The organism is Corynebacterium sp. ACRPZ (assembly GCF_022346205.1).
GTDB lineage: Bacteria > Actinomycetota > Actinomycetes > Mycobacteriales > Mycobacteriaceae > Corynebacterium > Corynebacterium lehmanniae.
On record NZ_JAKRMR010000019.1, the window covers coordinates 18,280 to 30,446 of the forward strand.

Below are 12,167 nucleotides of genomic sequence, written 5' to 3' on the forward strand. Positions count from 1 at the left end.
GGCTACAGTCAGTAACCGCAAACACAAGAATTACACTCATCTGCGACCACCAATTTAGGGAGTGACCACCGATGGCATTTTGGCCGTTTGGCAAGAAAAAGAAGAAGCAGAAGCAGGAGAATCCTGTGGAGTCCTCGCCGCTCGAGCCGAAGCAGGACCAGCCCGCGGCCGAGCCTGAGGCGGCGCCGAAGATCGAGGCGGCTGAGGAAGCTGCGCCCGCTGAACAGCCCGTCGACAAGCCCGTTGAAAAGCCGGAAGCTGCCCCCGCGTCCGCACCTGTCGCTTCCGCCGCAGCTGGTGTGGAGGCGCTGACGGACTACGACCCGGTCGGCGGCTCCACCGGCCCGTTCGACGGCGACAACGTGGACATCGAGGACTTCGACTTCTCGGACTTTTCCAACGTCACCCTGAACCTCGGTTCCATCCGCGTCCCGCTGCCGAAGGAATCCCAGGTGCAGGTGGAGATGGGCGAACAGGGCCCCAAGATGGTCCACGTAGTCACCCGCTACGGCCGCATCACCCCGGTGGCATTCGCCGCGCCGCGCACCGGCGGCCTGTGGGAGGAATCCTCGGAGGAGATCATCGCGGGCATGCGCGCCGAAGGCATGCCGGTGGAGATCCAGCAGGGCCCGTGGGGCCAGGAGATCGTGGGCACCGGCACAAACGGCGTCATCCGCATTATCGGTGTGGAGGGCCCGCGCTGGCTCTACCGCGTGACCTTGGCAGCACCGACCGGGTCTAAAGACCAGCTCGCTGAGATCGGCCGCGAGACCATCGCGCGCTCCTTCGTCTACCGCGGCGAGGACCCGATTTTGGCCGGCAACTCCCTGCAGGTTGTCCTTCCTGCGCAGCTGGCGCAGCAGGTGCAGGCAGCGGCTGAGGCCAAGGCGCGTCAGGGTCAGGCGTCCGCGCAGGCTCCGGCGGAGGGTAACCCAAACGCCCTGAGCGACGCGCTGAAGCAAATCATCGCCCAAAACGCGGAGAACCAGAAGCAGCTGCAGGAGCTGCGCGAGCGCCGCGCAGCCGGCGGCAGCACGAAGGCAGGCGGCGACACCCCGTCTGCTGCCGAGTAAGTGGCGGAGCTTCAGCACGGCACCGGCTCGCCCGCTCTCGCGGTCGGGGAGCCGGTGCGCTTGCATGTCCGGGCCATGGCTCACGGCGGTGAAGGCATTGCCGACGCGCCCGACGGCCGCGTGGTGTTCGTCCGCGGCGCAATCCCCGACGACACGGTGGAGGCGACGCTGACGAAGGTGAAGAAGCGTTGGGCCCGCGCGGAGACCACCGCTGTACTTGAGCCGTCGCCGCACCGAGTCGATCCCACCTGCCCCGCGGCGGCCGCAGGCGCGGGGTGCTGCGACTTTTCCCATATCGAGGCAGATGCGCAGCTGGAGTTCAAGCGCGAGGTGCTGCTTGGACAACTTGGAGCGCTTTCTTCCCGCTTCGGGGTGCTTGACGCGCTCGACCTTGGTGCAGTGGAGGCGGTCCAGCTCCAGCCGGTCACCGGGTGGCGCACCCGCGTCCGGCTTGGCGTGGACAGCCAGGGCAACGCCGGCATGCGGCGGGCGCGTTCCACCGACGTTGTCGCAGGAGTGACGTGCACCCAGCCGGTGCCGGGCTTGCTCGACGGCATCGTGGGAGAACAGGCCGAGAAGTTCACTCCCGGCGCCGAGCTCGTCGTTGCGGTTGATGCCGACGGCACCCGCCACGTAGTGGAGACCCAGGCTGCGCAACGCGGCCGCCGCGTGGAGCGCGTCGAGCGCGTGCTTGAAGGTCCAGGTGAGCTGGTGGAGCGCGTGCGCGGGTTCGACTTCGTCTTTCCACCAACTGCGTTTTGGCAGGCGCACCTGCGCGCCCCTGAGGCGTACTCGGACGTGATCGCGCAGTGGGGTGCGGGGGAGTACACCAACCGCGTGGGCTGGGACCTCTATGGCGGTGTCGGCGCGTTCGTGCCGTCGATGAGCGAGGCGCTCGGCGGCGGCCGAATCGAGTCGGTGGACTATTCCAGCGCAGCAACCTCCCGCCGCCAGCAGGTCGCGGATGCATGCGATGTGCGCGTCCACCACGGCGATGCGGCGGCGGTCGTGGGCGGGCTGGAGCGACCGCCGGGTTTGGTTGTGCTGGACCCGCCGCGTACAGGCGCTGGCGCCGAGGTGGTCCGTGCAATTGGCCAGGCGGCACCCGAGCGCATCATCCACGTCGGCTGCGACCCGGCAACGTTCGCTCGCGACCTTGCGGGTTTTGGCGAGCACGGCTACGCGGTGAAGCAGATGAAGCTTATCGACGCGTTCCCGAACACCCACCACTTCGAAGTGATCGCGGTGCTTGAAGCGGTGTAGCGGGACGAGAATTCGTCTAAAAGCCAGCGTGTAAACTAGCGTGAACGAAACGGCAGCTGCGCCCATTCCGGGCGCGCCCGATACGGCGAAGGAGTACGACAGGACTGTGGCACTGCTCGAGCATATTGCGACGCCAGCGGATGTCCGCAAGCTTTCTCCTGCGCAGCTCGATGATCTTGCGGATGAGATCCGCCAGATGCTGATCCAGAAGGTCTCCGCCACCGGCGGGCACCTCGGCCCAAACCTGGGTGTTGTGGAGATGACCATTGCGCTGCACTACATCTTCGATTCACCGAACGACCCGATTATTTGGGACACGTCCCACCAGTCGTACGTGCACAAGATCCTCACCGGGCGCGGCGGGCAGTTCGACACGCTGCGCAAGAAAGGCGGGCTTTCCGGCTACACCGCGCGCGCGGAGTCGGAGCACGATTGGACCGAGTCTTCGCACGCCAGCGCGTCGCTGTCCTACGCGGACGGCCTTGCCAAGGCGAAGGCGTTGATGGGCCGGGACGGCGACAACGTTGTCGCCGTTGTGGGTGACGGCGCGCTGACCGGCGGCATGTGCTGGGAGGCGCTGAACAACATCGCGGCGGCCAACCGCAATGTTGTGATCGTGGTCAACGACAACGGCCGGTCCTACTCGCCGACTATCGGCGGGTTCGCCAACAACCTGACAAAGCTGCGCGACCAGCTCGCGGCGCTTCGCATGCAGCCGGCGTACGACGAAGTGATGGAGTCCGGCAAGAAGACGCTGAAGTCCATGGGCTGGGTGGGAGAGCGCACCTTTGACGCGCTGCACGCGCTCAAGGAGGGCGTGAAGTACCAGGTGCTGCCCACCGAAATGTTCCCGGAGCTGGGCATGAAGTACGTCGGCCCGGTGGAAGGGCACGACATTAAGAGCCTGCTCAACGCGTTCAAGTACGCCAAGCGCTACGAGGGCCCGCTGATCGTGCACGTGGTCACTGAGAAGGGTCACGGGTTCGCGCCGGCCGTGAACAACGTGGCGGACCAGATGCACTCCACGGGTGTGATTGACCCGGTGACTGGACGGTCTCTCGCCTCCTCTGAGCCGGGCTGGACCTCCGTGTTCACCAAGGAGTTGCTGCGCGCCGGCCATGAGCGAGACGACATTGTGGCCATCACCGCGGCGATGGCGGGCCCGACCGGCCTGCAGCCTTTTGCGGAGCAGTTCCCGGACCGCTTCTTCGACGTCGGTATCGCGGAGCAGCACGCCGTTGCATCCGCCTCCGGCATGGCCCTCGGCGGCCTGCACCCAGTCGTTGCGGTGTACTCGACGTTTTTGAACCGGGCGTTCGACCAGCTGCTGATGGATGTGGGGCTGATTAACCAGCCTGTGACGCTGGTGCTCGACCGCGCGGGTGTGACCGGGTCTGACGGCGCCAGCCACAACGGTGTCTGGGATATGGCAATCGCCTCCATTGTGCCGGGCATCCGCATCGCGGCGCCGCGCGACGCCGCCCGATTGCGGGAGGAGTTCTCCGAGGCAATCGCTGTCGATGACGGCCCGACGGTCGTCCGCTTCCCCAAGGGCGCTGTCGGTGCAGATATTGACGCGTTGGAGCGCCTTTCCGGCGGCACGGACGTGCTGTCGCGCCCCGACGGAGAGGGCACCGAGGACGACATCGACGTGCTCATCGTCGCTGTCGGCGCGTTTGCGAAGTACGGCCTCGAGGTCGCAGAAGCGGTGCTTGCCGACGGCATCCGGGCAACCGTGGTTGACCCGCGCTGGGTCATCCCCGTCTCCTCGGACGTGCTCGAATTGGCTGCGGAAGCTGACCTAGTGGTGGTGTACGAAGACGGCGTGGTCCGCGGCGGCGTGGGATCCGCTGTCGCCGAGGCGCTCGCGGCTGCGGAAGTGGATACCCCGGCGCGGCAGCTCGCATTCCCGGACATCTTCCCGTTGCACGCTTCGCGCGGCGAGATCCTGCAGGAGTACGGCCTTGATCCCGCCTCCGCTGCAGCTCAGGTGCGCGAGTGGGCGGCCAGCCTGGCGGATCCCGAAAATTAGGTCAGCGCTAGACCAGTTCGAGCATCTCTGCGTGGGCTGCGGCCAAAATTGGCGCCGTAAGTTCCACCTGCCACGGCCGTGCCCCCGCCTTCTTTAGGGCCGACGCTGCTTGGTGAGTGTCCCAAGCCGGCCCGTTGTCAGGTGCGTTCCACACCGTCTCGCGCAAAATTGCCGGTGTGAGCAAAATGTCGGGGCGAATGTCCAAGTCTTCTGCGCTGGCGGCGATGTCTTCGCGGCACAGCTGCAGCATTTGCCACGATTCTGGGTAGTGGCGCTCCCATCCGGACTTCGATGGCGTGCCGTTTGCGCGCGGGTCTTTGCGACGCGGCCACGTGGTGGGGTCAGCCGCCAGTGCGCGTTCCACCACGCCGAGCCAGCGCCGAACCTCCCGGGAGGGCATTCCCTTCCCTCCGACGGCCCGTGCCAGGCCGCGGGGTGAATCCGGCTCAGCGAGGGCGATATCGAGCAGTGCCCTGTTGGGCAGCAGGCGCCCAGGAGCGATGTCCCGCTGTTCGCTGATTTCCTCGCGTGCGTGCCATAGTTCGCGCGCCACTTGGAGGCCGGACTGGTCGCGCAGGGAGGAGATGCCCTTCATGTCGCGCCATGACTTCACAGGGCGCGGGGTAAGCGAGTAGACGGAGATGAGGTGCGCGAATTCCTCGAAGGCCCAGCGGAGTTTGCCTTCGGCGTCCAGCACCTCGGTGAGGGCCTCAGCGAGCTCGTTGAGGTACTCCACATCCAGCGCGGCGTAGTCCTGCCACGATTTGGGAAGCGGCGTGCGGGACCAATCCTCGTGCCCGTGGCCTTTCTCCAGTTCAACGCCGACGAAGCGTTCGACCATCGCGGCGAGGTTCGGCCGGTCGTAGCCGACGAGGCGCGACGCGAGCTCAGTATCGAAAAGCACGCCGGGGTGGAGCCCGAGCAGCGCTAGGCTGCGCAGGTCTTCGCTCGCGGCGTGGATGATCCACTCCTGGCCGCCGAGCACCGGGGCGAAGATCTCGCGGACCTCGTCTCGGTGGCCTTCGGGGGCGATGAGGAACGTTCCCGCGCCTCGGCGCGCTACTTGCACGAGAAATGCGCGGTCGCCGTAGCGGAATGAGGAGGCGCGTTCGGTATCCACGGCGAACGGGCCGCGACCGTGCGCGAGTGCGCCCGCCGCCTCATGGAAGGCGGCGGGCGTGTCTACAAGGCGGTAGTCCAGCCGGGCACTCATCAAGGAAAGATATTAGCGCGAGCTGAGCTGGGCCACACCTTCCGGCGGTAAACCCGCCACGTGGGCGAGCACTTTGGAGAACGCCTCTACATGGTGCTGGAGGTCGGTGCCCTCCGCGGTCCAGGAGGCGCGCATCTCCAGCTGGTAGGCGCGCGGCGGACCGCCGATCTCGCCGAACCGCACCGAAGCGGTCGAGGTCACCGTGCCACCGAGGTTGGTGTGGCGTGCACCGGTTTCTGCGAGCGACTCGTTGAGCCACTGCCAGGCCACGTCAGGCAGAAGCGGGTCGGAGGCCACGGCGTCGTCCATGTCGGCCTGAATGTAGGCCACCAGACGCATGGTGCCTTCCCACGCCTCTTCAGCGGCGGGGGAGTGCAGCAGGATTAGGCGTCCGAACGCGTCGCCTTCAGAGTCCACCGGGACGTTTTCCTCGTCAGCGTGCGCGACTTCGAGGCCAACGGCGTGGCTGAACGGCGCGGGGCGCTGTGGCGGGCGGATGGTGCCCAGGGTGATCTCTGGGCGCAGGCGCGCCGCGTGCATGGATTCGACGGCCGCGCTGAACTCTGCGGGCCAGGAATCGCTGTTGCCGTGGTCGTCCCTGTTGCTGCCCGCGCCGCCGGCGGACATGGGGGAGGTGGTGTCCGGTTTCATCACAGGGTCAAACGTATCCAGCAACCGGCGCCGTTGGGGGAGGCGCGCCGTGAGCGGCAGAACCTACGGCGTAGAATGTTCTCCGACTTTTGTTTGATCTGCCTTGAGGCAGGAAAGGGGCACAACATGGCCAAGCTCGACTTTGACAAACTCAACGCCACGCAGCGGTTTTTGCAGTTTGCGGTGTTCCGCGCAGTTCCTGGTGCACTTGGCGCCGAGCGCAGCGAGCTTATCGACGAAGCTCGCGCCTTTTTCACCAACCTCGAGCAGGAAGGCGTGGTCACTGTCCGCGGCATCTACGACAACACCGGGATCCGCGCCGACGCCGACTTCATGATTTGGTGGCACGCCGAGGAGTTCGAGCACCTGCAGAAGGCGCTCGCGGACTTCCGCCGCGAAACCGCGTTCGGGCAGAAGGTGGAGCTGAGCTGGATCGGCAACGGTCTGCACCGCCCTGCGGAGTTCAACAAGTCCCACCTCCCCAGCTTCATCATGGGCGAGGAGCCGGGGGACTGGATCACGGTCTACCCGTTCGTGCGCTCATACGACTGGTACGTGATGGACCCGCAGGAGCGCCGCCGCATCCTCGCGGAGCACGGCATGGCGGCCCGCGATTTTGCGGACGTGCGCGCCAACACCGTCGAGGCCTTCACGCTCGGCGATTACGAGTGGATGCTCGCCTTCGAGGCGCCGACGCTCGAGCGCATCGAGGCGTTGATGAAGACCATGCGCTACACCGAGGCCCGCCTGCACGTCCGCGAGGAGATCCCGTTCCAGACGGGCCGCCGTGTCGGCGACATCGGCGAAATTATTTCGGTGCTGCCCTAGGCGTGGGTAGACCGAAGGTGGCGTCGTAAAGCAATTGCTTTGACGGCGCCTTTTCTATGCTTCGTCGAGCGTCAGCGAGATCGAGTTGATGCAGTAGCGCAGGTCGGTGGGGGTGTCGAAACCCTCGCCGGCGAACACATGGCCCAGGTGGGAGTGGCAGTTCGCGCACAGCACCTCAGTGCGCACCATGCCGAGGGAGGTGTCCTCGCGCTCGATGATGGCGTCGCCCGCCAGCGGGGAGAAGAACGCGGGCCAGCCGCAGTGGGCGTCAAACTTCTCAGTGGAGCGGAACAGCTCAGCGCCGCACGCGCGGCAGCGGTACACACCCTCGGTGGTGGTGTCCGTGTACTCGCCGATGCCCGGACGCTCGGTGCCAGCCTCCCGCAGGACGTGGTACTCCTCGGCCGTGAGCTTCTCGCGCCACTGCGCGTCGGTAAAGTCCTTGAAATCCGTCATCGCCGAATCCTTTCCGTCGGAGTGCGCCGCAAGGTTGGCCTCAACAATACCCACGCCGCACACGCGACAATAAACACGGCCCACCCGGCAGTGGGCAAGAAGGTGTTGAGCCAGCTGCCGGTCAACGGGTGCAGTGGGCTGGACCAATTCAAGGGGGACAGGCACAGCGCGGCGCCGAGCCAAGCGGGCCAGCTGCGCAGCGGGCTGTCCGGGTGGAAGACCGTAAACAGGGCGGGAAACAGCATCATGGAGTAGTACGCCTGGCCCAGGGAGGACAACAGGCACACTCCCGCGAGCAGCACCCCGGAGCCAACGGCCAGATACAGCAGATCCTGGCTGTGGCGCACACGCACAAGACCGAGCACCGCTCCGGCGACCGCAGCGGCGAGGAGGAGGAACAGCAGCGCATGGGCCCAGCGGGGCATGCCGAAATAGACGGCGAAACCGGACAGGGAAGAGTTGGCATAGTCGCGCGTGACCTTCAGATACGGCACCACCACGTCGAGGTAGTCGCGGGCGCCGGGCGTGAACGGCCACGCGATGAGGTTCATCACCACCGGGACGCCGATAGCGCCGAGCGCGGGGCGCCAGCGCAGCTGCAGCAGCGGCAGCACCAGCAGCGGAGCGAACATCGGCTTGACCAAGATAGCCAACCCCAGTACCACACCGGCGGCGATGTCGCGGCGGGCAAGCAAGAGCGCGATAAAGGCCACCAGCGCGAGCAGGAGTATGCCGTTGATGTTGGAAAACACCAGCGTGTTGGTCACGGCTTCGGTGCAAAACGCCAGCGCAACGGCGACGGGAAACGTCGGCCCGGAAAGCGGGCGGCCTGCAAGCTTGGTCAGCCACGCTAAAGCGGCGATGATGCACGCGACGTTGACGGCGATGAACAGCGGACGGGCCAGGTCTATGTCGGAAATCAGCCCCAGCGGCGACAGCAGCAGGGTCGCGCCCGGGTTGTACAGGTAGTGCGGATTGACGTGGCTGTAGACCTCGTTGTACACGGGGACGCGTTCCACAAACCGGCGCGCTGCGGACCACACGGTGGTGAAGTCGTCCGTCACCGAGCCCGCGCGCGCGAGGAGGAACAGCCGGTGGAGCACCAGAAGCACCGCGACAGGCCAGGCGGCAGCGGCGATCGCGGGCGCGAGGCCCGCGCGCTCGTCGGCGGGCTGGGCCTGCACTGCAGTCGAACCCGGTGCAGGCTCTTCGGGGGCGCTTCGAGGCGGTGGGGTAGCAATCACGCGCCTAACCGTACCTGCCACGGTGCGGCTACCCTTCGCGCACGCTCCGGTAGCGCAGGAAGAGCATCGAGTCGCTTGTGGTGTGCGCCGCCTCGAGGATGAAAGCGTGGTCTGAAGGAGTGTCCACCCCGGCGAATAGGCGTAGTTCAGACGGCTGCACCGCGCGCGGGCTGACGGTGTAGTGGAATACATCTACTTCGCTGGCACCGATGAGTTGGGTGTTTAAGCTGGGGCCGCCCTCGCAGACGATGCGGGCCAACCCCCGTGCGTGCAGTGCGGCAACGACTGCGGAGACGTCTTCGCCCTCCACGGGCACAATCACGCCACCCGCCTGCTCGATCTCCCGCGCGTGTTCAGACACCTCCGTATCGCCCAGAACGCTTGCGGGTACAGCGAACAACGGCGGCGTACGTGTGTCCGTAAACAGCTGCGTTGCAGTGTCGAACTTCAGGCTCTTGGTCACCACGACAATCGGCGGAACTTCCGCTTGTCCCCGTCCGCGCCGAGCCTCGCGCTGCTGTGCGGTGGTACGCACGCCGAAGTAGTTCTCTTTGCGCGCGGTCTCGGCACCGACGAGCACCGCATCTGACCAGATGCGCAGTGCGTTCAGCAGCGCGAAATCGGTGTCGTTGCCCAAGCCGGAAGAAGTTCCCTTGCTTGCGGCAGCTCCGGTCAGCGCCGCGATTCCCATAAGGCGAGTCTCTCGCGTTCCGGGCGGCTTAACCGGACCGATGAGAAGTTCCGGATCAAGGGATTGAGGTCGCTCGTTCATTACACTTGCTTCCAGTCTGTTGAAGGGGATGTTGTGCAACCTACCGGAAACCATTTTGACCTCGACGCGGCAGCCGTCGCTGCACGGAATGGCTGGATTGCGGACTCGGAAGCATCCGAGTTCTATTCGCTCCTGTTCGACCGCTCGGATACAAGCCACTGGAAAGACAACCTCGCGGCATCCGCGCAGGCCGCGTTCGCGTCGACTGCGGACAGAGCAACTGAGATGGTCTGGTTCGAGCCGTTCTTGAATATGGTCACCGACGTTTGTTGGCAAGCCCGGGAGCGGGGACTTGGGGCGCACGAGCCGCAGCGCGTACGTCGACACCGCAGTGTGGAGCAACCGCGCCTGCTGTATTTGGCAACTGCGCTGATTGAGCTGCAGCTGTACCGGTTCGACTTCAACTACGACGGCATTTTTGAAGTGCTCAGCCGCGCAGACGACGCTCCACTGCAGGTCGGTCCGTACGACCTCAACGGCATCTACCTCACGTTCGCGCAACTCAGCGCCGGCAAGCGGATTGTCCCGTCCGAGCTCTTTTCCTCCATCGGCTTAGACCCGGAAAGTCCGACAAACCTCTCGCGGCACCTGGACCGTGTGCCGGTCAAGCTTCGCCACCTCCTGCTGCACGGCCTGTGGCTGTTTCCGTTCCGCTTCTACGGGGTGGAGATGCTGATTCTGGCTGAATCCCTGGTCAAGTCGGACCCCAAGGACGGCAATGCGTACTACCGGATGGGGGAGGCCTACCGCAGGATCGCCGCGGCAACGCAGTGGGATTTTGAGAAGGGGCCGACCGCGACCCACACGCTTGAACTGGAACAAACCCTCAGCGCCGACCCGACGCTGCTGGAAGACCAGAATTACTGTTACCGGCGCGCCGTGGAATCTCTGGATATGGCAATTCGTGTGCTGGATCCGCAGCAGCTCGCCCGCCACGAGGAGTACAAGAACTACCGTCTGCTTGTCTCCACCGAGTGGCAGGTGCAGACAGCCATCCGTAGTGCCGTCGAGCGGCAGGTAGCTTCCGTGGATGAGAAGGTGCAGGCGTTGTCACGCCAGCTCGAGTCAGAGTCGAACCAGCTGGTGTGGAAATCCGTGGAAGTGCTGTCGCTGTTCGCTGCACTGATGGGCTTGTTGATCACCAACATCAGCGTGCTGGGCATCGATGGCATCTCCACTTTCGAACGCATCGGATTGATCGGCATGATGGCGTTCATCATGGTGGGTTTCTTCCTCCTAGTGCGCAACACCGTATTCCGGGTGCGCGAAGGCCGCGAAGCGCCGGAGGAGGTCCGCACGAAGGCCCAGAAATTCTGGCTACGGCGTCCCCGCAAGACGGCCGAGCTCCAAGGGCGAATCACGGAGCTGGAGCGTGAAATCGAGCGGATGAGGAACACCAACTATCAGCTGGCACCGTTCCTAGACAGCGCCTCCGGCGAGCAACGACGCACCGGTACGCAGCTTTCCGACGGCTACCGCGAAAGGACAACGTAGCTATGCACGACATCACCGGGGCAGCGCTCGAATACGTTGCAGACGAACAGCAGCTCAAGAAGGGGCCCTACGACATCTCAGACGCCGGCGAAGCGTCCGCCGCCATCGACCACTACCTCCGCGCACGCGTCACCGCCGCCGTCGCCCGCAACGCGGGGCGGCCCGTGCTCCAACTCTCCGGCGGCATCGATTCCATCCTTCTGGCCACCTACGTGGCCGAGGTCGCGCAGGGCACGTTGGCCGTGACCTACAGCCAGCACACGGAGGACCAGGAAGTGGGGAGGGCGGCAGCCGTCGCAAAGCAATGCGGCCTCGAGCACGTGATTGTTCGCCCCACCGACGAAGACTTCGAGCGGCTTCTCGCGCGGGTCGTGCGGGCTCTCGAGTTCCCGGAGCCGTGGGAGATCTCGGCGGGTGCCGTGTTGAAGGCTATCGACGGCGCTTCGCACGAGCACGGCGCCGAAGGCGTACTGCTTTCCGGAGCCGGGGCCGACGCGCTGTTCATGGGCGGGCACACGGTGGCTCCCGCGGCGGGGGAGAGCCTCGTTGACGCGTGGGATGCGGCGCTGCGGGCAAACGTCGCTAAGAACTTCAAGCGCGAGCGTTTTGTGCCGGACTTCTACGAGCGGCTCTTGGACGATCCCGAGCGGCACGTCCAGATCTGGCAGACCCACGCGGCGGTTGAGCTCGCACAGCGCATCCACCCGTCGCTGGTGCAGTCCGATGACAATGGCCACGACAAGTACATCTTCCGCAAGCTCGCGGTGGACCGGGGAGTGCCGGAAGAAGTGGCGTTCGCGCCGAAGAACCCGATGCAGGTGTCCTCCGGGCTCGTTGGCGCCATTGTGGATGCTGCCCGCCGCCAGCTTGCGCGCGACTTCGGGGCGCGCACGTACTCGTCGCCGCTGGACGAGCCGTTGGAATTCACCGTTGCCCGGCTGTATCTGCAACGCTTGGAGGCGGGGGAGCGCGAATAGCAAAAAGGGGCCCACCGAGAGGGTGGACCCCTTTTTGTTGAAATGGAGCGGATGACGAGACTCGAACTCGCGACCCTCACCTTGGCAAGGTGATGCGCTACCAACTGCGCTACATCCGCATTGCTATTCAGTTGACGAGGGCGTAAACCCTCTGTGCGCGATAC

Annotated in this window: 11 protein-coding genes and 1 tRNA gene; 6 read left to right on the plus strand and 6 right to left on the minus strand. The window is 65.4% G+C overall.

Annotated features, from left to right (window positions below; genetic code table 11):
* Nucleotides 1-71: 71 nt before the first annotated feature.
* The 3 genes from MHX64_RS11045 (at nt 72) to dxs (ending at nt 4,368) form a co-directional block, all read left to right on the plus strand.
* Nucleotides 72-1,073, plus strand: coding sequence for a DUF3710 domain-containing protein (locus MHX64_RS11045; protein WP_239357465.1), 1,002 nt, complete (start codon nt 72-74; stop codon nt 1,071-1,073).
* On the plus strand, nt 1,074-2,336 hold the full coding sequence (locus MHX64_RS11050) for a class I SAM-dependent RNA methyltransferase (RefSeq protein ID WP_370642135.1): 1,263 nt from the start codon (nt 1,074-1,076) through the stop codon (nt 2,334-2,336).
* A gap of 106 nt (nt 2,337-2,442) precedes the next feature.
* Nucleotides 2,443-4,368: a 1-deoxy-D-xylulose-5-phosphate synthase gene (dxs, locus tag MHX64_RS11055; RefSeq protein ID WP_239357478.1), complete on the plus strand. Its 1,926-nt coding sequence runs from the start codon at nt 2,443-2,445 to the stop codon at nt 4,366-4,368.
* A gap of 7 nt (nt 4,369-4,375) precedes the next feature.
* On the opposite strand, the gene MHX64_RS11060 is transcribed toward dxs, so the two are convergent.
* Together MHX64_RS11060 and MHX64_RS11065 are read right to left on the minus strand one after the other, a co-directional pair.
* Entirely contained in the window at nt 4,376-5,581 is a 1,206-nt protein-coding gene (locus tag MHX64_RS11060; protein ID WP_239357466.1) for an HRDC domain-containing protein, read from the minus strand.
* Between the two features lie 12 nt (nt 5,582-5,593).
* Nucleotides 5,594-6,208 carry a DUF3000 domain-containing protein gene (locus tag MHX64_RS11065; RefSeq protein ID WP_236883496.1) on the minus strand — a complete coding sequence of 205 codons (615 nt, stop codon included), beginning with the start codon at nt 6,206-6,208 and terminating at the stop codon, nt 5,594-5,596.
* A 150-nt stretch (nt 6,209-6,358) separates the two neighbouring features.
* On the opposite strand from MHX64_RS11065, the gene hemQ reads away from it, so the two are divergent.
* On the plus strand, nt 6,359-7,060 hold the full coding sequence (gene hemQ / locus MHX64_RS11070; protein ID WP_181888549.1) for a hydrogen peroxide-dependent heme synthase: 702 nt from the start codon (nt 6,359-6,361) through the stop codon (nt 7,058-7,060).
* Between the two features lie 54 nt (nt 7,061-7,114).
* Here hemQ and msrB read toward each other — a convergent pair whose 3' ends face one another.
* The 3 genes from msrB to MHX64_RS11085 are packed head-to-tail and all read right to left on the minus strand — an operon-like array spanning nt 7,115 to nt 9,586.
* Nucleotides 7,115-7,516, minus strand: a complete 402-nt coding sequence (gene msrB, locus MHX64_RS11075; RefSeq protein WP_181888548.1) for a peptide-methionine (R)-S-oxide reductase MsrB — start codon at nt 7,514-7,516, stop codon at nt 7,115-7,117.
* Nucleotides 7,513-8,760: a glycosyltransferase family 87 protein gene (locus MHX64_RS11080; RefSeq protein WP_370642136.1), complete on the minus strand. Its 1,248-nt coding sequence runs from the start codon at nt 8,758-8,760 to the stop codon at nt 7,513-7,515. The genes msrB and MHX64_RS11080 overlap by 4 nt, the downstream gene beginning before the upstream one ends.
* A gap of 28 nt (nt 8,761-8,788) precedes the next feature.
* Nucleotides 8,789-9,586: a pyrimidine reductase family protein gene (locus MHX64_RS11085; protein WP_370642137.1), complete on the minus strand. Its 798-nt coding sequence runs from the start codon at nt 9,584-9,586 to the stop codon at nt 8,789-8,791.
* On the opposite strand from MHX64_RS11085, the gene MHX64_RS11090 reads away from it, so the two are divergent.
* Both MHX64_RS11090 and MHX64_RS11095 read left to right on the plus strand, forming a co-directional pair.
* Nucleotides 9,566-11,026, plus strand: coding sequence for a hypothetical protein (locus MHX64_RS11090; RefSeq protein ID WP_239357470.1), 1,461 nt, complete (start codon nt 9,566-9,568; stop codon nt 11,024-11,026). The two genes, MHX64_RS11085 and MHX64_RS11090, sit on opposite strands and share 21 nt — an antisense overlap.
* 2 nt (nt 11,027-11,028) lie before the next feature.
* A complete protein-coding gene (locus MHX64_RS11095) occupies nt 11,029-12,003 on the plus strand; it encodes an asparagine synthase C-terminal domain-containing protein (RefSeq protein ID WP_239357472.1) in 975 nt (324 codons plus the stop codon).
* A gap of 43 nt (nt 12,004-12,046) precedes the next feature.
* On the opposite strand, the gene MHX64_RS11100 is transcribed toward MHX64_RS11095, so the two are convergent.
* Nucleotides 12,047-12,122: transfer RNA gene (locus MHX64_RS11100), tRNA-Gly, on the minus strand.
* Between the last annotated feature and the right edge of the window lie 45 nt (nt 12,123-12,167).